This is a genomic window from Arthrobacter sp. YA7-1 (assembly GCF_025960325.1).
Taxonomy (GTDB): domain Bacteria; phylum Actinomycetota; class Actinomycetes; order Actinomycetales; family Micrococcaceae; genus Arthrobacter; species Arthrobacter bambusae_A.
On record NZ_CP110114.1, the window covers coordinates 4,016,832 to 4,040,045 of the forward strand.

At 64.4% G+C, this 23,214-nt stretch carries 24 protein-coding genes; 12 read left to right on the plus strand and 12 right to left on the minus strand.

Annotated elements, in window-relative coordinates; translation table 11 throughout:
* Positions 1-124 precede the first annotated feature (124 nt).
* The 8 genes from OIT41_RS18775 (at position 125) to OIT41_RS18810 (ending at position 7,619) form a co-directional block, all read left to right on the plus strand.
* The gene (locus tag OIT41_RS18775; RefSeq protein WP_241710320.1) at positions 125-1,642 is read left to right on the plus strand and encodes an amino acid permease; all 1,518 of its coding nucleotides are present in this window, start codon (positions 125-127) and stop codon (positions 1,640-1,642) included.
* A 194-nt stretch (positions 1,643-1,836) separates the two neighbouring features.
* Positions 1,837-2,706 carry a fumarylacetoacetate hydrolase family protein gene (locus OIT41_RS18780; protein WP_264637077.1) on the plus strand — a complete coding sequence of 290 codons (870 nt, stop codon included), beginning with the start codon at positions 1,837-1,839 and terminating at the stop codon, positions 2,704-2,706.
* Positions 2,707-2,792: 86 nt separating this feature from the next.
* Positions 2,793-4,115: an ATP-binding protein gene (locus OIT41_RS18785; protein WP_078107294.1), complete on the plus strand. Its 1,323-nt coding sequence runs from the start codon at positions 2,793-2,795 to the stop codon at positions 4,113-4,115.
* Positions 4,116-4,195: 80 nt separating this feature from the next.
* On the plus strand, positions 4,196-4,855 hold the full coding sequence (locus OIT41_RS18790) for a hypothetical protein (RefSeq protein WP_264637078.1): 660 nt from the start codon (positions 4,196-4,198) through the stop codon (positions 4,853-4,855).
* A 276-nt stretch (positions 4,856-5,131) separates the two neighbouring features.
* Positions 5,132-5,365, plus strand: coding sequence for a helix-turn-helix transcriptional regulator (locus tag OIT41_RS18795; RefSeq protein WP_241710317.1), 234 nt, complete (start codon positions 5,132-5,134; stop codon positions 5,363-5,365).
* Positions 5,362-6,573 carry a type II toxin-antitoxin system HipA family toxin gene (locus tag OIT41_RS18800; RefSeq protein WP_241710316.1) on the plus strand — a complete coding sequence of 404 codons (1,212 nt, stop codon included), beginning with the start codon at positions 5,362-5,364 and terminating at the stop codon, positions 6,571-6,573. Before OIT41_RS18795 ends, OIT41_RS18800 begins: the two co-directional genes overlap by 4 nt.
* A gap of 171 nt (positions 6,574-6,744) precedes the next feature.
* Complete coding sequence (locus OIT41_RS18805; RefSeq protein ID WP_139359636.1) at positions 6,745-6,894, plus strand: lmo0937 family membrane protein; 150 nt, start codon at positions 6,745-6,747, stop codon at positions 6,892-6,894.
* A gap of 182 nt (positions 6,895-7,076) precedes the next feature.
* Positions 7,077-7,619 (plus strand): DUF1003 domain-containing protein, encoded by a 543-nt coding sequence (locus OIT41_RS18810; RefSeq protein WP_264637079.1) that lies wholly within the window; start codon positions 7,077-7,079, stop codon positions 7,617-7,619.
* A gap of 27 nt (positions 7,620-7,646) precedes the next feature.
* Here OIT41_RS18810 and OIT41_RS18815 read toward each other — a convergent pair whose 3' ends face one another.
* The 4 genes from OIT41_RS18815 to gluQRS all read right to left on the minus strand — a co-directional run bounded on the left by OIT41_RS18815 (position 7,647) and on the right by gluQRS (position 11,306).
* On the minus strand, positions 7,647-8,180 hold the full coding sequence (locus tag OIT41_RS18815) for a phosphohydrolase (protein ID WP_241710314.1): 534 nt from the start codon (positions 8,178-8,180) through the stop codon (positions 7,647-7,649).
* A gap of 8 nt (positions 8,181-8,188) precedes the next feature.
* Positions 8,189-9,316 (minus strand): serine hydrolase domain-containing protein, encoded by a 1,128-nt coding sequence (locus OIT41_RS18820; RefSeq protein ID WP_241710313.1) that lies wholly within the window; start codon positions 9,314-9,316, stop codon positions 8,189-8,191.
* Positions 9,317-9,383: 67 nt separating this feature from the next.
* Complete coding sequence (locus tag OIT41_RS18825) at positions 9,384-10,397, minus strand: NADP-dependent oxidoreductase (RefSeq protein ID WP_264637080.1); 1,014 nt, start codon at positions 10,395-10,397, stop codon at positions 9,384-9,386.
* Positions 10,398-11,306 carry a tRNA glutamyl-Q(34) synthetase GluQRS gene (gene gluQRS, locus OIT41_RS18830; RefSeq protein ID WP_264637081.1) on the minus strand — a complete coding sequence of 303 codons (909 nt, stop codon included), beginning with the start codon at positions 11,304-11,306 and terminating at the stop codon, positions 10,398-10,400.
* 117 nt (positions 11,307-11,423) lie between these two features.
* On the opposite strand from gluQRS, the gene OIT41_RS18835 reads away from it, so the two are divergent.
* Together OIT41_RS18835 and OIT41_RS18840 are read left to right on the plus strand one after the other, a co-directional pair.
* The gene (locus tag OIT41_RS18835) at positions 11,424-11,633 is read left to right on the plus strand and encodes a hypothetical protein (RefSeq protein ID WP_264637082.1); all 210 of its coding nucleotides are present in this window, start codon (positions 11,424-11,426) and stop codon (positions 11,631-11,633) included.
* Positions 11,634-12,054: 421 nt separating this feature from the next.
* Positions 12,055-12,513, plus strand: a complete 459-nt coding sequence (locus OIT41_RS18840) for an Lrp/AsnC family transcriptional regulator (protein WP_078107285.1) — start codon at positions 12,055-12,057, stop codon at positions 12,511-12,513.
* Here OIT41_RS18840 and OIT41_RS18845 read toward each other — a convergent pair.
* The gene (locus tag OIT41_RS18845; protein ID WP_264637083.1) at positions 12,422-14,266 is read right to left on the minus strand and encodes an HNH endonuclease signature motif containing protein; all 1,845 of its coding nucleotides are present in this window, start codon (positions 14,264-14,266) and stop codon (positions 12,422-12,424) included. The two genes, OIT41_RS18840 and OIT41_RS18845, sit on opposite strands and share 92 nt — an antisense overlap.
* 39 nt (positions 14,267-14,305) lie before the next feature.
* A complete protein-coding gene (locus OIT41_RS18850) occupies positions 14,306-14,761 on the minus strand; it encodes an Lrp/AsnC family transcriptional regulator (protein ID WP_078107280.1) in 456 nt (151 codons plus the stop codon).
* Between the two features lie 103 nt (positions 14,762-14,864).
* Between OIT41_RS18850 and OIT41_RS18855 the strand changes: the two genes are divergently transcribed.
* Complete coding sequence (locus tag OIT41_RS18855; protein ID WP_264637084.1) at positions 14,865-15,500, plus strand: LysE family translocator; 636 nt, start codon at positions 14,865-14,867, stop codon at positions 15,498-15,500.
* Positions 15,501-15,513: 13 nt separating this feature from the next.
* On the opposite strand, the gene OIT41_RS18860 is transcribed toward OIT41_RS18855, so the two are convergent.
* Positions 15,514-16,512 carry a hypothetical protein gene (locus OIT41_RS18860; RefSeq protein ID WP_264637085.1) on the minus strand — a complete coding sequence of 333 codons (999 nt, stop codon included), beginning with the start codon at positions 16,510-16,512 and terminating at the stop codon, positions 15,514-15,516.
* A gap of 198 nt (positions 16,513-16,710) precedes the next feature.
* On the opposite strand from OIT41_RS18860, the gene OIT41_RS18865 reads away from it, so the two are divergent.
* Positions 16,711-17,181 carry a DUF4383 domain-containing protein gene (locus tag OIT41_RS18865; protein WP_078107278.1) on the plus strand — a complete coding sequence of 157 codons (471 nt, stop codon included), beginning with the start codon at positions 16,711-16,713 and terminating at the stop codon, positions 17,179-17,181.
* Between the two features lie 107 nt (positions 17,182-17,288).
* Here OIT41_RS18865 and OIT41_RS18870 read toward each other — a convergent pair whose 3' ends face one another.
* From OIT41_RS18870 to OIT41_RS18890, 5 genes are all read right to left on the minus strand, one after another.
* Positions 17,289-17,897 carry a response regulator transcription factor gene (locus OIT41_RS18870; protein WP_242599085.1) on the minus strand — a complete coding sequence of 203 codons (609 nt, stop codon included), beginning with the start codon at positions 17,895-17,897 and terminating at the stop codon, positions 17,289-17,291.
* A gap of 58 nt (positions 17,898-17,955) precedes the next feature.
* On the minus strand, positions 17,956-19,335 hold the full coding sequence (locus OIT41_RS18875; protein WP_264637086.1) for a sensor histidine kinase: 1,380 nt from the start codon (positions 19,333-19,335) through the stop codon (positions 17,956-17,958).
* Between the two features lie 298 nt (positions 19,336-19,633).
* Positions 19,634-20,827, minus strand: coding sequence for an NADP-dependent malic enzyme (locus OIT41_RS18880; protein ID WP_241709706.1), 1,194 nt, complete (start codon positions 20,825-20,827; stop codon positions 19,634-19,636).
* A 239-nt stretch (positions 20,828-21,066) separates the two neighbouring features.
* Positions 21,067-21,669, minus strand: a complete 603-nt coding sequence (locus tag OIT41_RS18885) for a TetR/AcrR family transcriptional regulator (RefSeq protein WP_241709707.1) — start codon at positions 21,667-21,669, stop codon at positions 21,067-21,069.
* A gap of 122 nt (positions 21,670-21,791) precedes the next feature.
* The gene (locus OIT41_RS18890; protein ID WP_241709708.1) at positions 21,792-23,120 is read right to left on the minus strand and encodes an MFS transporter; all 1,329 of its coding nucleotides are present in this window, start codon (positions 23,118-23,120) and stop codon (positions 21,792-21,794) included.
* Positions 23,121-23,214 lie beyond the last annotated feature (94 nt).

Sequence of the window (23,214 nt, forward strand, 5' to 3'; positions counted from 1 at the left end):
GCTGAGCAGGGCAGAACGTTCGACGACGGCGGCAGTCACGTGCCGCCGTCGGGCCTGAACGCACGGACAGACCGGCCGGACGGCGAGATCCGGACCCCCAACAGGACACCCCCTAAGGATTCCCATGACCAATGCACCCATCACGGACCACACGGTCCCATCACAGGCGCACTCCACTGAAAAGCTCCTCCACGCCGAGGACTCGGGCTATCACAAGAGCCTGAAGCCGCGTCAGATCCAGATGATCGCCATCGGCGGTGCCATCGGCACCGGCCTGTTCCTGGGTGCCGGAGGCCGCCTCAATGCGGCGGGCCCTTCCCTCGTCATCGCTTACGCAGTCTGCGGCTTCTTTGCCTTCCTGATCCTGCGCGCGCTCGGCGAACTCGTGCTGCACCGACCGTCGTCGGGCTCCTTCGTCTCCTACGCCCGCGAGTTCTACGGCGAGAAGGCCGCGTTTGTCTCCGGCTGGTTCTACTGGATCAACTGGGCAACCACCACCATCGTGGACACCACCGCGGCGGCCCTCTACATGAACTTCTTCGGCAAATATGTCCCTTGGATCGGCGTCGTTCCGCAGTGGGCCTGGGCACTGATCGCGCTTCTGGTGGTGCTTTGCCTGAATCTGGTCTCGGTCAAGGTCTTCGGCGAAATGGAGTTCTACTTCGCGCTCATCAAGGTGGCCGCGCTGGTTGCTTTCCTGTTGGTCGGCACCTTCTTCGTCATCTTCGGCACGCCGGTACCGGGCCAGGAAGTCGGCTTCAGCCTCCTCACAGACCATGGCGGGATCTTCCCCAACGGGATCCTGCCCATGATCATCCTCATGCAGGGTGTGCTGTTCGCCTACGCCTCGATTGAACTCGTGGGTACCGCAGCTGGTGAGACGGAGAACCCCGAGAAGATCATGCCCAAGGCCATCAACTCCGTGGTCTTCCGCATCGCCGTCTTCTACGTCGGTTCCGTTATCCTCTTGGCGCTGCTGCTGCCGTACACCTCGTACGTCAAGGGTGTCAGCCCGTTCGTGACCTTCTTCGGCCACATCGGCGTGCAGGGCGTGGACGTGATCATGAACCTTGTGGTCCTCACCGCTGCCCTGTCTTCCCTGAATGCCGGCCTGTACTCGACGGGCCGCATCCTGCGCTCCATGTCCGTTGCGGGTTCCGCTCCAAAGTTCGCCCAGCGCATGAACAAAGCCGGCGTCCCCTACGGCGGGATCGCGATCACGGCCGGCGTCTCCCTGCTCGGTGTCCCGCTGAACTACCTCGTACCGTCCGACGCGTTCGAGATCGTCCTCAACGTCGCCTCCGTGGGCATCATCGTCACGTGGGCCACGATCGTCCTGTGCCAGATTCAGCTCAAGCGCTGGGCGGACAAAGGCTGGCTGAAGCGTCCGTCCTTCCGGATGTTCGGCGCCCCGTACACCGGCTATCTTTCGTTGCTGTTCCTCGTGGGTGTGCTGGTGATGGTGTTCATCGACTCTCCGCTCACCATGCTGGTCACGGCCATCGCCTGTGCGCTCATTGTGGTTGGTTGGTACCTGTGCCGCAAGCAAATCCACGAGATTGCCGCAGCCCGGGACGGCTTCACCGGCAGCTCCCCCGTGATCGCCAACCTGCCGGTTGCCGGCTCAGAGGACAAGATCTAGTCCCCTTGGCGTTATTGCCCAACTGACTCGCATTTGTTGTCGTTTTGGGGCCTGATAACGACAACAAATGCGAGTTGGTTGGGTGCCTGAAGCTGTGCGGCGCTTCGTCACCTGATTCCCGCGAAATGTGACCAGGCCGATTTGAAGGCCGGTGGCACTATGGATGAAGGACACCCCGCAGCTCAAAGGAGAGAATGCACGTGAAATTTGCCCGTTTAGGACCGGCCGGCCACGAGCAGCCGGTGGTCATCGCCACAGATTCCGAAGGCCTGGAAAAGTTCTTCGACCTGCGCCCGCTGACTGCCGACATCGACGGCGCGTTCCTCGCCGGCGGCGGTATCGCCGCCACGCAGGATGCGCTCGACGCCGGAAGGTTGCCCGCCGTTCACACCGAAGGACTGCGAGTCGGCGCCCCGATTGCCCGGCCAGGCACCGTCGTCGGGATCGGGCTGAACTATGCCGCGCACGCGGCGGAGTCTGGAGCCACACCGCCGGAAGTGCCCGTCGTCTTCCTCAAGCCTTCCAACACCGTCGCGGGACCATTCGACGCCGCCCCCATTCCGCCTTCGTCGGAAAAATACGACTGGGAAGTGGAACTCGGAATTGTCGTCGGACGGGAAGCCACCTATTTGGCAGACCTAGACGAGGCTGCAGCGTGCATCGCAGGCTACGTTCTGGCCAACGACCTGTCCGAGCGTGATCTGCAGCTCCCCGGCGCTGCCGGGCAATGGACCAAAGGCAAGACCCTCCCGCAATCCACTCCACTAGGGCCGTGGCTGGTTCCCGCCGACGAGATAGATGCAAGCGCACTACGGCTACGCACCTGGGTGAATGGCGAGGCTCGCCAAGACTCCTCCACCGCGGACCTGATTTTCGATCCCGCCACGCTTGTCCACCACTTGAGCCAGCACATGGTGCTGGAGCCCGGAGACGTCATTATTACGGGTACGCCCGAAGGCGTGGCATTGTCCGGCCGCTTCCCGTATATCCAGACCGGGGACATTGTAGAGATTGAAATAGAAGGACTCGGCCGCCAGCGCAAAGAGTTCCATCCAGCCACGTAACGCAACGCCCGCGCAACCCCTCTCCACCACCGGTTCGCCTATGCTCAACACCAGGCAATCGATGGCGATCCACCAAGGAGCAGGGCATGAGCAATTGGCGCATCAGGGACTTCCACTCGTCTGACATGGACGGCATCCTGCACCTGTGGGAGTCGCTCAAAGCGGACAACGTGGACCCTGTCTATGCACTCTCCGAGGTCCTCGCGTCGTGCGAGAAGGACCACGCCGTGGTGGCAGTGCAGGGAGAGCAGGTGGTGGGTGCCGCCGTCGGACGTGCGGCCCATGACCAGGGCTGGATCGTTTTCCTGGCCACGCTGCCCGAGTTCCGCGGCCGCGGGATCGGCACCTCGCTGCTGGCCGCCGTCGAGAACCGGATGACCCCGCACGGGCTCAACAAGCTCTCGGCACTCATGCCCGAGTCCGAAACCCGTGTCGAGGCGTTCCTGGGCCGCGGCTTCCTACTCAAGCAAAACCTGCACTATTTTGAACGGACCATCCCGGTCCAGCGCCAGGAACTCGAACCGTTGAGCCAACTCGGCGGCCGCATCCTGGCCCGGGACCTCTGGGAAAACGTCGCCGGCATGCGCCGCGAAAAGGAACTCCTTGAACGCCGCCTGGTCCTGCCCCTGGCCGAAGCCGACCTCGCCGATCAATACGGTGTGGTGCCGCCGCGCGCCGTCGTGCTCTTCGGCCCGCCCGGGACCGGCAAGACCACGTTCGCCAAGGCCATAGCGTCCCGGCTCGAGTGGCCCTTCGTGGAGGTCTTCCCCTCCCGTCTGGCCTCCGATCCCAAGGGACTGGCCGGGGCGCTGCGCGAGACGTTCCTGGAAATCGCCGAACTGGAGCACGCGGTCGTCTTCATCGACGAGGTCGAGGAGATCGCGTCCCAGCGCTCCGGCGAGCCGCCGTCCCCGCTGCAGGGCGTCACCAACGAGCTCCTCAAGATCATCCCGGCCTTCCGCGAACAGCCCGGCCGCCTGCTGGTGTGCGCGACGAACTTCATCCGCGCCCTGGACACTGCCTTCCTGCGCCACGGCCGCTTCGACTACGTCATCCCCATCGGCCTGCCCGACGTCCACGCCCGCGAGGCCATGTGGCAGCGCTTCATCCCCGCCAGCGTGGTGGACTCCGTGGACGTGGCGCTGCTGGTGTCACGGACGGAGGGTTTCTCCCCCGCGGACATTGAGTACGCGGCACGCAGCGCCTCCCAGCGCGCGTTGGAAAAGGCCGTCTACACAGCCGGCGCTCCCGGCGCGTCACCTACCGAAGGCGCCGCACCGGCGTCGAACGCCCGCAAGGGGCCGGTCACCCAGGACTACCTCGACGCCATCGCCGACACCCGCACCACCGTCAGCGACGAAGTCCACCAAGACTTCCTCGAGGACATCGACGCACTGGGCCGGGTTTAGAGCAAGGCGGGGTCACTTACGGCCCATGTCGGGGCCCCGGATGGGCGCTAAGTGACCCCGCGTTGGAAGAAGGAGGAACCGTGAACCTGTTTCTGACCATCCTGAGCGGCGTCGCCTGGACGACGGTCTACATTTGCGCGATCCGGATCGGGTTCCGCGACAGGACGTACGCCATCCCGGCAGCGGCACTGGGTCTGAACTTCGCGTGGGAGGTCATCTACTCCGTGCATTCGCTCAGCACGAGACTCTCCGTGCAGGGCGTCATCAACATTGCCTGGGCATTGGCCGACATCGCGATTGTGTACACATTCTTCGCGTTTGGCCGGCGGGAGCTTCCCGGATTTGTCACACGGCCTCTGTTCATCGGATGGGCGGTTCTGCTGGGCCTGGCGTCGTTCGCCGTGCAGTGGCTTTTCATCGCCGAGTTCGATTGGGATCCGGCCTCCCGGTACGCGGCTTTCCTGCAGAACCTCCTGATGTCCGGGCTTTTCATCGCCATGTTCGCGGCCCGGCGCGGCGTGCGGGGCCAATCCATGGTGATCGCAGTGGCGAAATGGATCGGGACCCTGGCGCCCACCATCACCTTCGGGGTGCTTGAGAATTCACTGTTCATCCTGGGCGTTGGCGGCCTGTGCAGCATTTTCGACCTGACCTACATCGGGCTGCTGTTGTGGGCCAAAAGGAACCCGGGAGCCCTCACCAGGACCCGGGACCCAGGGGGCCTCCCGGCGGTACCCTGAACCATGTCCATGTATCCATTGCGCCATGCATTGTCGCGCATGGGCGGGCGCGATCCCCTGGAGCTGAATCGCACCGCCACGCGCCGCACGTCGGGAAGCGGCGCTCGAAAAGCTGAGGGCACACCCGGCCGCTTAGAAAGAGACCGGCACGAACGTGCCGATTCCCGGCGGCGAACCCTTGATTCACCTCCCAGGTAGGCGGAAAATGGTGAAACCGGCACGAACGTGCCGGAGACGCACAACGCGCATGCCCGCAAAAGACCCTGAAGGATGGACATGTCCCCCAAGGAATTCACCGAGTCCCTGGGCACCACGGTCCGTGCCCGCCGCGGTTCCCTCAGCCTGAGCCAGTCCGACCTCGCGGACCTCGCAGGAGTCTCGGAACGATTCATCCGCTTTGTGGAGCAGGGGAAGACCACCGTCCAATTGGAACCACTCCTCGCGGTCCTCGGCACGCTAGGCCTTGAGCTCACGGTGCAAGCCGCGGGCAAGCAATCCAAGCTGTCATGACCTTCCACCGCATCGCCGACGTCTACAAGCAGGGCGTCCTGGCCGCGCGCATCGAGCGGCATGAAGGCGGCACCAAGTTCAGCTACTTGCCGCGGTACCTCGACTCGGGCGGGCCGGCTGTCGCCACGACGCTCCCGCTGACGAAAGAAGCAGTGTTCACACCGAGCGGCGCGGTTCCGCCCTACTTCACGGGCCTCCTCCCGGAAGGCCGCCGCCTGAATTCCCTGCGCCGCGCGGTCAAGGCCAGCGCCGACGACGAGCTCGCGCTCCTCATGGGCGCGGGCGGCGATGCGGTGGGAGATGTCCAGACCGTCCCCCACGGTGAGCCGCCCACGGAGGGAGGCTCCGCCGTCGTCCTCGATTCGAAGCTGCCGCTCGACTTCGATGCGCTGCTGGGCGATTCGGGACTGATCGATCCCGTGGCTCTGGCGGGTGTGCAGGACAAGTTGTCGGCCGGGATGATCTCACTCCCGGTGGCGCAAGCGGGCAAGCGCTTCATCCTCAAACTCAATGCGCCGGAGTTCCCGTTTGTCGTGGAAAACGAGTTCCTCATGTTCCGTTATGCGCGCAAGCTGCGGATCCCGGTGAGCAGCGTGCAATTGGTGCACGACGTCGGTGGGCGGGCCGGGCTTCTCGTGGAGCGTTTCGATCGCCTCACCGGAGCCGACGGCGCCGCGGTACGTCTCGCCGTCGAGGACGGGGCCCAAGTGCTGGGACTCTATCCCGCGGACAAGTACAGCGTTCCGTTCGGCGAGGTTTGCGCGGCGTTGGCGGCCCACTGTTCCGCGCCCCTTCCGGCCTTGCGGAACCTGGCTATCCAGCTCGCGTTCGCCTGGCTCAGCGGCAACGGCGACCTCCACGCGAAGAACGTGTCGATGGTGCAGTCGCAGGCAGGGGTGCAGTCGCCGCAGGGCGAGTACACCATCGCGCCGGTTTACGACATCCCCTCCACAGTGGTCTACGGGGACAAGACCCTCGCGCTGGGAATCGGCGGCAAGAAGAGCGGAATCTCCCGGAAGCACTTCCTTGCCTGGGCCGGGAAGCTCGGGCTGACCGAGCGCGCGGCGGAGGGGGTTCTGGAACTCGCACTCAAGGCTTCGGGGCCGCTCATCGCAGAGCTCGATGCCGGCACCTTGCCATTCGGGCCGGTGCAGACGAGGGACTGGGTCAAGGAGCTCAAGCATCGGCGAAGGTTGATGAGCGGGTAGTTTTCCCTGCTTCGGGCTCCCAAACCGGAACCCTGCTATCGCTTATTGCTTACCCGTTAACAGGGACCCGATCCTGACATAAGGTGAGGGCACCACGCGGTATCTGCGCAGGTCGCAGAGCTGTGGGGCGCAGAATCAGCAGTTCCATTTGTACACAAAAGGGAGACTCTTATGTTGCTTTGGATAGCCATCATTATCGCGGTCCTCTGGCTTCTCGGCTTTATCGGCAACATCGGCGGCGGGTTCATTCACCTGCTCTTGGTTATTGCCGTGATCGTCCTGATCTTCCACTTCCTTCGTGGAAGATCATCCCGCGTATAAGCACGAACCGCCTTCCACCACGCGGGCGCCGGGACAGGGCACCCCTTGCCCCGGCACTACCCTGCCCTGCCCCGACTCGGCTCATCTTGCACGAGCGTTGGATCCTAGGTTCGCGCGCATGGCAACGCTAGGCTCGCTCTCAGAGGCGAGATGGGCTCGCCGCGACCCAAGGGATTGAACGTATGGCACAGCAGGCCGGAAAGCAATCGACACCCACCAAAGGCGCTCTTCCGCATCCGCGCTCCTATCTGAGACCCACACGATTGCTCTCTCAAAGCGAGCGGGAAAAGCTTCACCCATCGGTCCTGGCAGAGGCCGAGCGCCGGGCGGCAAGCATTCAGCTTCGAGTAGCGGATGCAATCACGGCCTTCGCCGGATCGATGAACTTCGTCTACCTGCATATATTGCTCTTCGCTGTGTGGATGCTCGTGTTCGAGCAGAGTCCGTGGCCGACGTTGACGCTGATCGTCTCGCTCGAAGCGATCTTCCTCTCGACCTTCGTCATGATCGGACAGAACCGCCAAGCGGCCTTCCAGCAGGTGAAGGCGGACCATGACTACAACGCCCAGGAGCACCTGCTCGAGGAGAACACCGACCTGACCCGTGCGATCCACGAGCTCACCGCCGAGATCCACCAGCGGGTCCTGGCGGAAGTCACGGCATCCATTACCCGGAAGGCTGCTGCCGCCACCAACCCGGGTCTGGATGACCCGGCCAAACCGTAGGCCGGCGGGACCTGCCGGGCCGAACTGCTAGTCCGCCAGCCGGTCCATCTCGGAGAGCAGATCCGGGTTGATGCGCTGCAGGACCAAGTGGATTTCGCCCCGTGGGACCGCCTTGTAGAGCACTTGCCGGGCGTCTGCGTAGCGCGTGGTGGGCGCCTTGTCCGGCCATTTCTCGGCGAGCGCCCGCACCCGCTCCGGCACGGAGTTGTGGGCGTTGCATGCGATCTTGACGAGGGTGGCGTCATGGTCCTGCGCGATGTGCAGCATGACGGCTTCGTCGTTGTCAGAGTCGTCCTGGAAACGGCGCGTTACGCGTTCGATGATGGCCACGGCACGCTCTGAAACACCCATGTCGAGCAACGCCTGCTTGGTAATGGGCGTGTCCTTGGCGATGTCGTGCAGGTAGCCTGCGATCCGGATGTCGTCATCGAAATCGGCGAGCGCATCCCCTACTGCGAGCACGTGCTCGCGATAGGGCCGCTTCAGCTTGTCCTTCTGGCGATTGTGCGCCACTTCGGCAAGGACCATGGCTGTTTCAACGGTGAATCTCGGTTCGGTCATGCTTCATCCTACTGAGCCAGTTCGGTGACCGCTTTCCGCACGGCGGCGCTCAGTTCGAGGTTGCGGCATCCGGCTCCCCCTGGCTCGGCCTGCTGCGGCACGTATCCGAAGGCGAGTTCGTACACAGGGTCGGCGAACCCCAAAGAGGCGCTGGCGCCGTCGTGCCCGAACGCCCGGTAGCTGCCGTACGGCGAGCGGGCATGCGATTTCATGAACACGGTGCCAAAGCAGCTGGTCTCGCCGAAAACGCGGTCGACGCCGAAGACCTGCTCGGCCGAGACGGCCTGGATGGTCCCCTCGCTGAGGAGGGGCGCGACGGCGGGTCGGTCGCCGTCGGCGGCCAGTCCCGTGAGTGCCGCAGCGTAAACGCGGGCCATGCCTTCGGCGCTGGCGACCCCGGCGGCGGAACTCAGGCCGGCTGCGCGGACCTCGCGGATGTTGGGCAGGTCGAGGATCTCCCCGACCGATGAGTTTACCGAAAGGCCAAGGTGGCTGGCGGGATCAATCCACGGCTGGGAGGGGTCTGTGGCCCAACGAAGGGTGGCGTAGCGGCGCTCCTCGGACTCCGGAAGTCCCAGGAAGAAATGGGCGCCGGTGACTGAGCGGATCCGCTGTTCGTAGATTTCCTGGAGGGTGGACCCTGTGATCCTGCGGCAGAGCTCCTCCATGAAGACACCGATGGTCAGGGCGTGGTACCCGAAGGCTGTCCCGGGCTTCCACAGCGGCCGCATTTGAGCGAGTTTGGCGGCGGCCAGCTCCGAGTTGTTGTATTCCGCGAGGGCGAGTCCGCCTTCGACTCCCAGAAGTCCGGCCTGGTGGGAGAGCAGCTGGGCCACGGTAATCGCGGCCTTTCCTTCGGCGCCGAATTCCGGCCAGTACTTGACCACCTCGGCGTCGAGGTCCAGGAAGCCGTCCTGGACCAGCAGCGCGATGACCAGCCCGGCTACTCCCTTCGAGCATGAGAAGACACCGGTGACGGAATCCGGTCGGCGGTGCGGGCCGCCGCTGATGTCCAACACCTTGACGCCGCGGTGGTAGGCCGCGAGCTGGGCTGAATATTCCGGGTCCTCGTTGAGGAAACGGCCAAAGAGTTCGGCTACCGGTTCGAATCCAGGGGCAATCGTCTGTGCATCCACCCGGACAGCCTAATCCCTTCTGCCCCCTAACCTCGCTACGTTCGGCCAGGGACCCGGCAGAGTGGGCCTAGCCGCGAGTGTCCATGGTCACCACGATCTTGCCCTTGGCGCGTCCCTGCTCCAGGGTGGCGAAAGCATCGGCGATCTTTTCGAGCGGATAGCTGCTGTCCACCACGGGTTGCAGTTTCCCCTCGGATACAAGGCGTGCCAAGAACTTCAGGTCCTCGCCGCTGGGGTGCATGAAAAGGTAGCGGTACCGGACGTTGGCCTCACGGGCACGCCTCCGGATTCCGAGGCTGACCGCCCAGAACAACACGGTCATCCAGGCCGGGGCCGCAAGGTCCTTCAATGCCGTCTGCGGTTCGGGCATCCCGGCGATGCTGACCACTTTCGCGCCCGGCTTGAGGATCTTGAGCGTCTGGCCCAGCGTCTCGCCACCCACGAGGTCCAGCGCAGCGTCGAAGCCACTGAGCACTTCGCCCAGGTTTTCCTTCGTGTAGTCGACGACGGCGTCCGCCCCGAGCCGCCGCACCAACGCTTCTCCGCGCGGGGACGCAGTGGTGGTCACCTCGGCACCAAAGTATTTGGCCAGCTGGATGGCAAGGGTTCCGACTCCGCCCGCGCCTCCGGAGATGAACAGCTTGGTCCCGGGCTTGACCTTGAGCTCGTCGCGCAAGGCCTGCAACGCGGTGAGGCCGGCCAAGGGAAGGCTCGCGGCCTCCGTGTAGCTGAGCGACCGGGGCATGAGCGCCACAAGATCCTCGTGGACTGCAGCGTGCTCGGCAAAGGCTCCCAGCAGGGTCTTGTCCACGCGCGCAAACACCCGGTCTCCTGTGGAAAAGCGGGTGACGCCGGGTCCCACAGCTTCCACGATCCCGGCCAGTTCGCTTCCGGCCACCAAAGGCAGCCTGGGCCTGGTGATCACCCGGACTGCACCTTCGCGCTGTTTGTAGTCCACGGGGTTGAGCCCGGCGGCAAACACCCTGACCAGGACCTCGCCCGGACCGGCAATCGGCCTGGGGACGTCCTGCAGCTCCATTGCGTCGGCACCGCCGTAGCGGGTCAGCACATAGGCGAGCACTTAGGCCCCTTTCCGGAGGGTCGATTGCTGAATGCCAGTCCATATCCATGGCCCGCGTGGCAATCGGGCCGGATCAAATCTACCCAAGGCCTCACCAAGGGGCCCTCCCGGCAAGCCGAGGGATTCCAGGATCACGTCCCGCACCTCCCCGGCAGGCAGCCCGACGGCGGCGAGCTCGCCGAGCGTCACCGCACCGTCGCGCTTGGCCAGCCGGGCGCCGTCGCGATTCAGTACCAGGGGGACGTGGGCATATTCCGGAACGGGTACGCCCAACAAGGAGGCCAAATAGGCCTGGCGGGGTGTGGAGGACAGGAGGTCGTCCCCGCGGACCACTTGGTCCACGCCTTGCTCCGCGTCATCCACCACCACGGCCAGATTGTAGGCAGTGACGCCGTCATTCCGCCGGAGCACAAAGTCGTCCACGACGCCTGTGTAGGATCCGTGCAGCTTGTCTTCCACCGTCCATTCATGCGTTTCGGAGCGGAGCCGGATGGCGGCCGGGCGGGAGGCCCGGCGGATCTCGAGCTCCGCCGTCGAAAGGTTCCTACACGTGCCAGGGTAGGCGCCTTGCGGCGCGTGCGGGGCGGACGGCGCATCCTGGATTTCGCGCCGCGTGCAGAAGCACTCATACGTTAGTCCGGCGTCAGCGAGCTGCTCGATCGCGTCGTTGTACAGCCCGGCCCGGTCCGTCTGGCGAACGACGGCGCCGTCCCATGTCACGCCGACAGCTTCAAGTTCCCGGAGCTGGACTTCCTCGGCGCCGGCCCGCGCGCGGTCGAGGTCTTCGACGCGCAGCAGGAAGCTCCGGCCCGTGGAACGCGCGAAGAGCCACGCGAGCATGGCAGTGCGCAGATTGCCCACGTGGAGCTCGCCGGAGGGGCTCGGGGCGAAGCGGCCAGTGGAAGTCATGGCACAAGACTATGCGTCGCCGGGCATGCCTGCAGGATTCCGGCGAGGGTGCGGGAGACTGGGAGAATTGCGTACCGTTAGTTGCCAAAGGGAGGACACCCGTTGAGCTCACCTCGAATGAAGGCGACGGCTTCCTTTTGGAAGGCCGAAGAAGGCTGGGGTGAACTTATTCTTCCCGACGGGAAGAAATGCTTCGGACATTTCTCGGTCATCGAGCAATCAGGCGGATACAGGTCCCTCAATGCAGGCGATCTGGTGGAGGTCGAATGGACCGCCGCCTCCCAAGATGAATACGACTTTATCGCGGTGTTGATTCAGCCTCTTTGAGAGCACAACCCGGGCAGCACAAGAGCCCCTCAGCTACCGCAACGCGTTCGGTGGCTCAGGGGCTCTTATGGTGGTGCCAGCGCTGGGCCAGCGGGGTGCGGAAAGACGATGCGTGAACAAGAGTCAATCAGCGGCTGCGTCTTTGCGGGACGGTGTTTCGGGTGGCCGGGTGGTGTACCGGAGGATCCGTAGCCTGTGGGGTCCGGCGGTAGCCTTCCCCTTCGTTGCCACTATTTGAACAGGAACATTACAACTGGCGCAACGGACTCAATCACTACTGGTCAATCTGACCATTTTCTTGACAATAGATGGACAGGAGATGATCACTTTGCCGGAGTTGGTTCGGCGGGTGCGGGAGAATAGCTTCGGCTGGACATTCTGACCAACCGAACTCCCGGCAACCAGGCAGAAAGCGGCAGCGATGCAGGAACTGGATTCAACGGACAAGCGGATTCTTGCCGCGCTCGACGACGACCCCCGGGTGCCGATCATGGTCCTCGCCCAGCGCTTGGGCTTGGCGCGCGGGACCGTCCAGTCGCGCCTTGAGCGCATGTCGGCGTCGGGCGCTTTGCGTCCGAACAGCAGCCGGGTGCTGCCCTCGGCGCTGGGCCGCGGCGTTGCGGCGGCGGTGAGTGCAGAGTTGGATCAGAGCCGGCTGAACGAGGCGATCGCTGCCCTCCGCGACATCCCGGAAGTGCTTGAATGCCATGCGCCAGCAGGGGACACCGACCTCATCATCCGCGTGGTCGCCACGAGCCCCGACGATCTATACCGGGTCTCCGAAGAGATCAGGCTGTGCCCCGGAATCGTGCGCACGTCCACCAGCATGTTCCTGCGCGAGGTGATTCCATACCGCACGACGGGACTGCTGGGTGCGTGAGCTCATATTTGGAAGGAGTGGTTTCTTCGGGGTTTCGCTGCGGGTCGGTGTGGGGTGGCGGGATGAACCAGGGGATGCCGTTGCGGACCTGGATGTGCCAGTCTTCCTTGTGGATCAGATGGTGGTGATGGCCGCAGAGCAAGGTCCCGTTCGCGGTGCTCGTGACTCCGCCCCGGGACCAGTACTCGATGTGATGGGCCTCGCACCACGGGGCCGGCATGGTGCATCCGGGAAAAGCGCAGCCCTTGTCCCGGGCCGTGATCGCGTTGCGGATATGCGGCGGGAAGACCCGTGAGGCCCGTCCGATGTCCAGGACCTGGCCTTCGCCGCCCAGGACCACGGGGATGATGTCCGCGTCGCAGGCGACCTTCCGCAACGTCCCGGCCGGGACGGGCCCGGTGAACGTGAAGGACCCGGTGCCGCTGAAGGACCCGGTGGCGCGGCCCTGCCGGCTTGCTTGGGGGAAGAGGTCGCGGTGGTCGATGGTGGCCAGGATCTGCGGGCGGTGGCCGCCCGCGGCGGGCAGCGACCCCGCGGCCAGGGCGAGCCGGCAGGCGCCGACCAACCCGTCCAGGAGCTTCTGCGCCCTCGAACGCCGGTCCAGCGGCCCGGCATTCTCCGGCGCCCCGCCGCAGGAATCGGCGAAGAAACCGGCGAAGAAACCGCCGGATGGTTCCGTCCAGGCGGGTACCGTGCAGGCGGGAACTGTGCCTTGGGGTGCTGTGCTCTGGGGTTCGGTGCCTTGGGGTGTGCGGGTGCGGGGGTTGGCGGCGGTGTTCATGACCGTGAGCAGCTGTTCGTATTGTTCGGCGGTGGCGAAGATTTCCACGTGCGCGAGGCCGTGCTTGGGACGGCGCAGGAACGCTCCTTGGTGGTGGCGGAGGGATTCTTCGGACGGTTCCGGGCCGTCCTGGTCGATCGCCTCGACCCAGCGCCGGGCCACCCTGGCCAGGAAGTCCTGGTCGTTTTCCGCCGCGGTCCGGGCCAGGGCGTGTTCCATTTCCGCGGCCTTCTCCGGGCTGCTCAGCGGACGCACCTTCGCCACGGCCATCGTGATGATCCCGGCCGCACCGGAGCCGATCACCCCGGACGCCACCGCCGCGGCGGTTTCCCCGTGCCGGGCAGGAACCGTTTGCCCGGTGAGGCTCCGGCCCGGCAACAGCTCCCGGGCCAGGGCGAGCCGGCGCCTGGCGTCGGCGGCACTGATCCGCAGCAACGACCGCAGGTGCTCGGCCGTGGACCTGAACTCCCCGCCCCGCGCGCTCCCCGCCTCCCCCGTCCCGGAACCCGTGTCCGTGCCGGAACCCGTGTCCGTGCCGGAACCCGTGTCCGTGACGGAGCCCGCCCGCGCGTCGGCGGCCGCCTGGGCGTCGGCTGCCCAGCCGGTGGTCCAGCCCGGCGGGCTCGCGGGGTCATCGTTCCGGACCGCGTCCAGCCCGGCAGCGGCGGCCAGTTGGAGATAATCCAGGGTCCGGGAAAGTTCCTCCACCCCGGACGCGAACGCGACAGCCTCCTCGAAACCGGTGACTCCGACGTCGTCGGCCGCTTTGTCCGCCAGCGACCTCAGCGCCGCCACGGCCCCATCCAACACGGCCTGCCGGCCGCCCCGGCCGGGAGGATCCAGCAACGCCAGCCCGCCCGGAACCGCGCCCGGAACCCCGGCAAGATGCGGAAGACCGGCATGACGGGACACTCCGAAAGGCCCGCGGGACGCAAGGCCCTGCCGCTTGTCGAAGTATCCGATCGCTTCCATGGAAACACTCTGCCAGGAGGCTACGACATTTAACCGAACTCAGACCGGCGGTCCTGCGTTCGACTTCAAGTTCTTCATCACCAACGTCGAATTGAGGCGCTCGACGGCGGGAAGTGCCGAGAGCTGGTCGTCGTAGAAGCGCTGGTAGGCCGGAAGATCGGCTGCGATCACGCGCAGGAGGTAGTCCGGCGAGCCGAAGAGCCGCTGGGCTTCGACGATGTTCGGAATGGCCGCGACACGGTCTTCGAACTCCGACATCGTGGCGCGGTCAGCCTGACGCAGGGTCACGAAGACTATCGCTTCGAAACCCAAGCCAATCGCACCGGGATCGATGTCTGCCCTGTACCCCCGGATCACGCCCGACGCCTCAAGATCCCGCAGCCTTCGGTGGCACGGAGCCACCGTCAATCCCACCTTGGCTGCGAGCGCGGTGGCAGTCATTCGGCCATCCTCTTTGAGGTGGCGCAAAATAGTTCTATCTATTCCATCGATCACGCAAATATCTTACCTAAATTCCGGCAAGTCTGGCTAAAGATGGGAACACTTATGGGCCGATTTTCCATAAAGTTCATGGTGTAACCACCAGCCAGGAGCCACCATGAATCCGCACCTTTTCCTCGCCTTCGTCATTGTCGCCGTCACCCTGGCGTGCACCCCGGGCGTCGATTGGGCGTATTCGATTGCCGCAGGCCTGCGGCAGCGCAGCTTCCTCCCCGCCGTGGCCGGCCTGTGCAGCGGCTACGTGCTGCACACGGCCCTCCTGGTGGCCGGACTCGCGGCCCTCCTGACGGGGGTTCCGGGGCTTCTTGGCTGGCTGACGATCGCGGGCGCAGCCTATTTGCTCTGGCTCGGCGTGAGCACCGTGCGCTCGTGGCGCGGCGCAAGCTTCGGTGCGGATGACGCCGTCGGGCAGTCCCGAAACCAGTTGCGCACCTTCCTGCAAGGCATGGGCACAAGCGGCATCAACCCCAAAGGGCTGCTGTTCTTCCTCGCGCTGGTGCCGCAATTCGTGAGCCCCGAGGCGTCCTTGCCGGTGGCGGTACAGTCAGGCGTGCTGGGCCTCACGTTCGTGTTGTTGGCGGGAGCCATTTACACAGCAGTGGCACTGACTTCACGAAAGCTGCTTCAGTCCCGGCCTTCCGCCGCACGTGTGGTCACCCTCAGCAGCGGCATCATCATGATGGGGCTTGGGGCTGTTCTGTTGGGCGAACAGCTACTTCCGCTGCTCGGGTGACGCGGGGCCGGCCTTAGTCGTCCGGTTCGCCGAAGTCCTTGTTCCACATTCGGCGCACCTCGATGTCCTTGCGGATCCCATCGACGGCGTCCAGTTCGGCCTCTTCCGGTTTGCCTTGTTTCCGACGCACAACCACCCTTGGAACGGGAAGCCGCGGGTTGGGCCGCCGCCTGACCTCAAGCTTCGACAAGGCCCGGTCCGTGAGCGCGTCATTGCGCAAGGCGAGGCTTGTCTTCTTCCTCCGAAGCACCTCCACGAGAGCAGCCTGTGCCGCCTCCCGCTCCCCCAATACCCTGAGGGACTGCGCACGTATCAGCAGCAGCGCCGCCGAGAGGTCGTCCGTGTTGCGGAGCCCCTCGGTCCAGGCGACGACGTCGGCGTGCCGGTCGAGCGCCGCCGCTGCGGTGCAGCGGGCCAAAGCAGAGGGCAACGACGGCGGCAAGCTGGCCAGGATGTCCAGGGCCTCGGCCGTCTGGCCCGTCTCCCGGAAGCAATGCGAGAGCGCAAGGAACACGGATTCCTCGCTGAACAGGACCGGAACGTCAATCCGTTCCGCTACCTCGATCCGCGTGACCACCCTGCGGAGGTAGCTTGAGGAGAACTGGCTGGCGGCGTCGTCGATCCGTATGGACAAGCCCCGCTGCAGAAGCTCGGACGCCCGGAGATAACCGCCGTGTTGGTACACAAGCAGCCCGGCCATCACATAGCAGAGGCCAGCCCAGCCGGGGTAGCTGCGCGCCAGGGTGAGGAGGCGGTTCGGTTCCGTGCTCGTGAAGACCGCGTCGTAGACCGATTTGGCGGTCTTGCCGGCCAGCCGTTTGAGCCTCGGAACTTCCCCGGCCACGTCGATCCGACCTGCGGCCTTTCCTTTCAGGACGCCCCAAATCGCTCCGCTCAAGCCCTCAGCCAATCCACCTACGGATGTGCGGACATGTCCGTTCCGGAACGGCGTGATGTCCCTGGTGTCCCCGAAAATCGCTCCGCGGACTCCGGGAGCCGATGGCTCACTCACGGTTGCCCTGCCATCGCAGGATAAAGCGTCGCAGAATTGGGCATCACAGAACCATGCTAGCTGCGCTTGTCCCGACCTTTGCCCTCTATTTCCGGGGTTTTCGGGAGTAAGATATCCACGTCGGCAGGGTTCCGACTCCTTGCCGCGATGCGGCCCTCCATTTGAAGGGCCGGATTAGTATCGTGATCGGGAGGAGCTATGACTACTGCTTCACACCCCGCGCAGCACCACGCAATGGGGCTGACGCTCCACAACACAGCACTCGGTTTGGGCTGGGTTTTCCTGGCTGTTGGCGTCCTGGGATTTATCCCGGGCATCACCAGCAATTACGGCGCCATGACCTTCGCAGGACATGACTCGGGCGCCATGCTTCTTGGAGTTTTCCAAGTATCCATCCTGCATAACATTGTCCACCTGCTATTCGGCGCGGCAGGCCTGTACTTCGCGAGGACTGGAAGGATGGCGCGTGGTTACCTCATCGGTGGCGGCGCAATCTACCTCGTCCTGTGGATCTACGGCCTCATCACTTTGTCGAACATGAGCGCTGACTTCGTGCCCATGAACGCCGCGGACGACTGGCTGCACCTGGTTCTCGGTGTTGTCATGGTTGCCCTTGGCGTGTGGCTTGGACGCGATGTAAGAGAGGAGTCGAAGGGCCGCGCCATGTAGCGCACCCTGACTCTGCAGCACTCTGCAGTTGCACGACGGCGACCGCTCCTTCCGGGCGGCCGCCGCCTTTGCATCCTGGGGCCCGGGGCCTGACCGTTCCCGGGTGCCTACCCGAGGAGCCTGCGTTCGTAGGCGAACGCCACGAGCTGAAGCCTGGTGCGCAGCCCGAGCTTGCTGAGGACACTGCGCAGGTGGGATTTCACGGTGGCCTCGGAGACAAACAGGCTCTGCGCCATCTCGGCGTTCCCCAAGCCTTTGGCCGCCAGCAGGAACACATCCCGCTCGCGTGGAGACAGCTCGTCCATCACGGTGAGGTCCGGCCCGGCGACCGGCACTGTCCTCGCGGCGTGCTGGAAGAGCTCGTGAACCGAACCAGGCGCGATCACCGAGTATCCCGAATAGACGGTCCGGATAGCCGCCAACAGGAATTCCGGCTCGGCACTCTTGAGCAGGTAGCCGCTCGCACCCGCCTGTACGGCGTCAACCACGGCTTGGTCCCTGTTGAACGTGGTCAGCGCGATGATCTTTGGCTTGTCCACGCCGGCTGCATCGGCCTCCTCCGTGATGCGCCGCGTGGCCTCGACTCCGTCCAGCACGGGCATCCGAAGGTCCATCAGCATGACGTCCGGCCGCTGCTTGGCCGCGAGGGCTACGGCTTGCTCGCCGTCGTCGGCCTCCCAGGCCATGTCCATGTCCGATTGGCTCTGCACCAGCATGCGGATACCGGAACGGAATAGTGGTTGGTCGTCCACCAAAGCAACCGTGATGGGTATTTCAGCCACGTCCGACGCTTTCCCACTCAGGGCCCGACGACGGCGAGGCAGCCTGGAGGGCGAACGACGGCTCCTGCTCCGGTTCCGTGCCGGACGAAACATCCTCGTCCGCTCCGTTTTCCGGAAGGAGCGCCGCCGGGCGAGAGCCATAAGGGATGAAGACCGTCACACGGAACTGCTCGCCGTCAGGCCCGGAACTGAGCCAGCCGCCGGCGAGGTGCGCACGCTCGCGCATTCCGGGGATCCCGCGCCCCACACGTTCGGCGGCATCGTCGTCGTCCGTCCCCCCAGTCGAAACGGACGCCGGCAATTCCGAAGCGACGTGCATGGTCAGCCCCGGGCCGCTCCAGTCAAAATGAAGGCGCACTGCTGTGCCGCGTCCGCCGTGCTTGAGGGCGTTCGTGAGGCATTCCTGCACAATCCGGAATACCGCGAGTTGCTGGCCCGCGCCAAGGTCCACCGGAATTCCGGTTTCGCTCTGCTGGACCTTGAGGCTCCCCTGATGCATCCGCTCCACGAGAGGCCCGACGTCGGTGAGCCGGGGCTGCGGGGCCACCAGACCGTCGTCGCGCACTCCCTCAATGACCCGTTGGGCGTCCACAAGAGCATGGCGGGCGGATACCGCTATGTTCTCCAAGGCGTCGAGCACGGCCTTGGGCTGGTCCTGGCTGAGATACCGGGTGCCGTCAGCTTGCGCGGCGATCACTGCGAGCGAGTGCGCCAAGACGTCGTGGAGGTCCCGGGCGATCCGCGTGCGCTCCTGCTCCACGACCAGCTCGACCTCGGTCTCCTTGAGGTTCGCCTGGACGAGGTTCCGGGCGTTGAAGAGACTTCCGCGTTCTTCGTAAAGGCGCAAGGCGATCCCGACGGCCGCACAGCCGGCGGCGATCAAGATCAGGGTAGAGAAGAGCTGCCAGCCGTAGTAACTCAGGGCGCCCCGGTCTCCCGAATACAGTGGCCTGAACCAGCCAACGCCCTGCCCGTAGCGCCACGACAACATCAAAAAGGTTATGACGGCTGTGAACACGAGGTTGGCTACTCCTGCGATCGACCGCTGCCTGCGGGATCCGGTCCACAGAATGAACGCCAACGCAATGTACGAACCGATGTAGATTGCCCAATGATTGGGCCAAGGCGCACGGATGAAATGGATCAATTGACCGAGCAAAAGTATGGCGGTCAGCCCGAGTGACACATAAGGATTCCACACCGCTGTAGCTATAGCCAAGGTCATCAAAACGAGCATCCAGGTGCCGGGCCAATAGTTCAGCCCCGGCCACGGCCCCATCCTTCCCGCCTCGCCCACGCACCACAGCGTGAAGAAAATGACGGCCGCCGCGGGGGCGCCCCAATGCCGTACAACTTTCAGTGTCTGTTCCATGTCCGCCACCCTATCCACGGTCAAGGACGCGGGAACGCCGAATCTGCCCTCCAGCGTCCGATCTCCACCGCGAAGCCAACGGATTCATCCTCGGAGCCAACGCGAGAGGTGAGCGAGCGTTTGTTCAAACGCCGGCATAAGTGAGCGAGCGTTTGCCGGAACCAACCCTCGCTCACATATCCCGCCAAAATCCCCAACGCTCGCTCACATATCCCGCACTTCGGAACAAAAAAACGACGGCGACGCTTCCCAGCACGGAAGCGTCGCCGTCGTCGGCTCTTCGGGTATTGCGCGCGCGCTATTCAGCCGCCGCGGCAACCGCCGCCGTGACTGCAGGAGCGACGCGGGGGTCCAACGGGCTGGGCACGATGTAATCGGCGGAGAGTTCTTCCTCGGCGAGGGCGGCGATGGCGCGGGCCGCGGCGATCTTCATGGCCGGAGTGATCCGACGTGCCCCGGCGTCCAAGGCTCCGCGGAAAATCCCGGGGAAGGCCAGGACGTTGTTGATCTGGTTCGGGAAGTCGCTGCGGCCAGTGGCCACGACGGCCGCGTACTTCACGGCGACCTCCGGCAGGACTTCGGGGTCCGGGTTGGACAGCGCGAACACGATCGAATCCTGGTTCATGAGCTTCAAGTGTTCCTCGGCCAGCTTGGACGAGGAAACGCCGATGAACACGTCGGCGCCGTTCAGGGCCTCTGCGGGTCCTCCGGAAAGGCCGCGGGGGTTGGTCCGCTGGGCGAAGCGGGCCTTGACGCTGCCCGAGTCGGCCACGAGGTCCGCGCGCTCCGCGTTGATCACGCCCTTGGAATCCAGAAGGACGACGTCCTTGACGCCAGCGGTCAGCAGGATCTCGGAGACGGCGATGCCCGCGGCGCCCGCACCGGACACCACAACTTTCAGTCCCTCAAGTTCGCGGCCGGTCACCTTTGCGGCATTCGTCAATGCTGCGAGAACCACGACGGCGGTGCCGTGCTGGTCATCGTGCATGACGGGGCAGTCGAGGGCTTCGATGAGGCGCTCTTCGAGTTCGAAGCAGCGGGGCGCGGAGATGTCTTCGAGGTTGACGGCGCCGAAGCTGGGACGCAGGCGGACCAGGGTCTCGATGATTTCGTCCACGTTGGTGGTGTTGAGGACCAAGGGGATGGAGTCGAGATCGCCGAAGGCCTTGAACAGCGCCGATTTCCCTTCCATGACCGGGAGGGAGGCGCTGGGTCCGATGTCGCCCAGGCCCAGGACGGCGGTACCGTCGCTAACGACCACCACGAGGCGCTCGGCCCACGTGTGCGTCCGTGCAAGCTCAGGGTTGGCGTGGATCGCGCGGCTCACCTCGGCGACGCCGGGGGTGTACGCAATGGAAAGATCCCGCTTGTTCAAGAGCGGCACGGTGCTGGAAACGGAGAGCTTGCCGCCTTCGTGGGCGGCGAAGATTTCCTCTTCGCTCAGCGCCAGGGCAGTCAGATTCTGTTCAGGGGTGATGGTCTCGACGGACACGTCGTTGTCTCCTCAGGCCAGCCGTGAACCCACGGCACAATTCGGGCAGGTATAGAGGCTTCGGTGCCGGACCAAGGGTGGCTGGTCCGTGCTGTGAAGCTCCTGCGGATATGGGCTGCTAGCCGCTTGGCTCCTGTCTTCGTAGACAAGGGCTTGATAGGAAGACTAGAGACATCCAGCCATAAACTCATACTTTTGGTCGTAGTGGTCTAGACCAATTACGTTGATTCCCGTAAAAGCTACGCGTCCGCAATCAACTTGCAGGCGTTCTTGAGGTCCTTCTCCGCGTCGAAAAGTGAGATCCGGCGGCAGTTGACGGACTGGACCAGACCACTGACGACGTGGAGCAGAATCCGGGCCCTCCCAGCGTCACCGATCGCAGCAGCCACCATCTCGGCCGAGAGCGCTTCGATATCCCGCAAGAGCACGGGGATGTCGCCATCGCGGGTATCCCACGTGCGGGACAAGCAATGCTCGACGGCGGGTTGCATGACCCGCATGTGGAAAATCTCCATCCCGAGACCCGTGAGCTCTTGCTGGCTGCACCTCGAAGACGCCGGCTTGGAGTCGTTGAGTTCCCGCAGCTGCTGCCGGTAGACGGCAAGCATCAGGTGAACCGTGGACGGAAAGTATCGGTAGAGCGTCCCGAGCGGAACGTGGGCCCTGGTGGAGACGTCGGAAAGGCTCACAGTATCGAACTGGCGCTGGGCGAATCCGGCGGCAGTCTTCAGTATCCGGGCGTAGCGCAATAGCTGTCTCGGCGTCGTGGGAGCAGCCGCCATTTGGGGCAACCCCGCGGCCAGATCCAGCGAATACGGTTCCAAGGAGTTCGGTTCGGACATTTCCGGCGTTCTGTTGGTTTGGGCTTCGTTCGGGGAGATTGCGCGGCCCCCCAAAGACCGAGCGCGTCCTGACAATGATACGGCAGCAAGTTGTCAGTTCCCTGAGAACCGATTCCCGGAGGCTACGCAACGCCCTTGATCTTCACAACGAATACGGCACCCAGCAGACCGACGACAGCTGCGGCCACGTACAGCGAAACGTAGCCACCCCAGAACACAACGAAGACGGAGGCAATTGCCGGCGCAATCACTTGCGGCAAAGAGTTGGCCACGTTGATGACCCCAAGGTCTCTGCCCCGGTCCAACGCCGCAGGCAGCACTTGGGTAATGAGGGCGAAGTCGACCGCCAGATACGCACCGAAGCCCACGCCAAGCACCACGGCACCCGCAATGGCCCCTGTCCACGTGGGTTCGAACGCGAGGATCAACGCGGCTATCGAGATGACGACGGACGAGACAATGACCAACGGTTTGCGTTTGCCCATGCGGTCGCTGATGGCACCGCCCACCACGCTGGTGATGATCACCATGACGGCATACAGGCCCGTCAGGATAAGGACGCCGAACTCCGGCTTGATCCCCTGCGCTTCCTCGAGGTGCACGGCATCCTTGAGGAAGAACAGCAAGTACAACGTGACCATGTGGTTGCCGACATTGACCAGGAACCTCGTCAGCCAGGCCCACGCGAAGTCCGGGTACTTGACGGGCGAGATCCAGAACCCCTTGACGAATGTCCAGAGTTTGAACGGTGGCCTGGCCTCCCGAACGAGAGGCACGTCGTCATTCTTGAATAGATAGAGCACGACCCCGGCCAGCAGCGCGGCAGCGCACACGATGTAACCTAGGGCAAAGTTCCCGGAAACCACGGAAGCAATCACCGCGCCCGCGAGAATGCCCACGGTCTGCCCCATAGCCGCGAGCCCGCCGACCGCGCCGCGCTGAGGAACTGGTACTCGATCCGGAATAGCAGCTGTGATAGCCGCATAGGCTCCGTTACAGCCGGCCTGGACAAGGCACCACAGAATGGTCATGACCGCCACATTGGGAGCGCCCGCCAGGGCCACCAAGGCTGCGGTGCCGAGGATGGCACCGAAGAGTACCCACGGAACGCGTCGCCCAAGGCGTGACGTAGTGCGATCGCTGAACGCTCCGAAAAGGGGATTCGCAACCATCGATACCGCGGCGCCGCATCCCGTGACAAGCGCAAGGATGGCTTCCTTCTGTCCTTCGTCAAAGTGGATGGCCTGCTGTCCGAGCAACACCTGGATGGGCCCGAAGAAAGCGGCGTTGATGCCCACATTGACGAGCACCACTCCGGTGACCCACAGCGAGCGGACGCGCTCCACGGGCTCGGCGAGCGCCGTCGTCGGGCCGTGTGTTCGCGCAGGATCGAGGGCAGGATCCGTCACCGGTCCCTCAGGCAGGGAACCGGGCGGATCGGACGGGCTCATGACGGTTCTCCCCTGGCGTCTGGACGTGTGAATTCAGCCTAGCGCCAAGGCACGTCCGCGCACGTTAGGGTAACTCCAACGGACCGAGGAGGAT

What these genes read in the sequence shown, in the direction of transcription:
- OIT41_RS18775 (WP_241710320.1), top strand. Translation starts at nt 125, where the DNA reads ATGACCAATGCACCCATCACGGACCACACGGTCCCATCACAGGCGCAC.
- OIT41_RS18780 (WP_264637077.1), top strand. Translation starts at nt 1,837, where the DNA reads ATGCACGTGAAATTTGCCCGTTTAGGACCGGCCGGCCACGAGCAGCCG.
- OIT41_RS18785 (WP_078107294.1), top strand. Translation starts at nt 2,793, where the DNA reads ATGAGCAATTGGCGCATCAGGGACTTCCACTCGTCTGACATGGACGGC.
- OIT41_RS18795 (WP_241710317.1), top strand. Translation starts at nt 5,132, where the DNA reads ATGTCCCCCAAGGAATTCACCGAGTCCCTGGGCACCACGGTCCGTGCC.
- OIT41_RS18800 (WP_241710316.1), top strand. Translation starts at nt 5,362, where the DNA reads ATGACCTTCCACCGCATCGCCGACGTCTACAAGCAGGGCGTCCTGGCC.
- OIT41_RS18805 (WP_139359636.1), top strand. Translation starts at nt 6,745, where the DNA reads ATGTTGCTTTGGATAGCCATCATTATCGCGGTCCTCTGGCTTCTCGGC.
- OIT41_RS18810 (WP_264637079.1), top strand. Translation starts at nt 7,077, where the DNA reads ATGGCACAGCAGGCCGGAAAGCAATCGACACCCACCAAAGGCGCTCTT.
- OIT41_RS18815 (WP_241710314.1), bottom strand. Translation starts at nt 8,180, where the DNA reads ATGACCGAACCGAGATTCACCGTTGAAACAGCCATGGTCCTTGCCGAA.
- gluQRS (WP_264637081.1), bottom strand. Translation starts at nt 11,306, where the DNA reads ATGACTTCCACTGGCCGCTTCGCCCCGAGCCCCTCCGGCGAGCTCCAC.
- OIT41_RS18835 (WP_264637082.1), top strand. Translation starts at nt 11,424, where the DNA reads ATGAAGGCGACGGCTTCCTTTTGGAAGGCCGAAGAAGGCTGGGGTGAA.
- OIT41_RS18840 (WP_078107285.1), top strand. Translation starts at nt 12,055, where the DNA reads ATGCAGGAACTGGATTCAACGGACAAGCGGATTCTTGCCGCGCTCGAC.
- OIT41_RS18845 (WP_264637083.1), bottom strand. Translation starts at nt 14,266, where the DNA reads ATGGAAGCGATCGGATACTTCGACAAGCGGCAGGGCCTTGCGTCCCGC.
- OIT41_RS18855 (WP_264637084.1), top strand. Translation starts at nt 14,865, where the DNA reads ATGAATCCGCACCTTTTCCTCGCCTTCGTCATTGTCGCCGTCACCCTG.
- OIT41_RS18865 (WP_078107278.1), top strand. Translation starts at nt 16,711, where the DNA reads ATGACTACTGCTTCACACCCCGCGCAGCACCACGCAATGGGGCTGACG.
- OIT41_RS18870 (WP_242599085.1), bottom strand. Translation starts at nt 17,897, where the DNA reads ATGCTGGTGCAGAGCCAATCGGACATGGACATGGCCTGGGAGGCCGAC.
- OIT41_RS18875 (WP_264637086.1), bottom strand. Translation starts at nt 19,335, where the DNA reads ATGGAACAGACACTGAAAGTTGTACGGCATTGGGGCGCCCCCGCGGCG.
- OIT41_RS18885 (WP_241709707.1), bottom strand. Translation starts at nt 21,669, where the DNA reads ATGTCCGAACCGAACTCCTTGGAACCGTATTCGCTGGATCTGGCCGCG.
- OIT41_RS18890 (WP_241709708.1), bottom strand. Translation starts at nt 23,120, where the DNA reads ATGAGCCCGTCCGATCCGCCCGGTTCCCTGCCTGAGGGACCGGTGACG.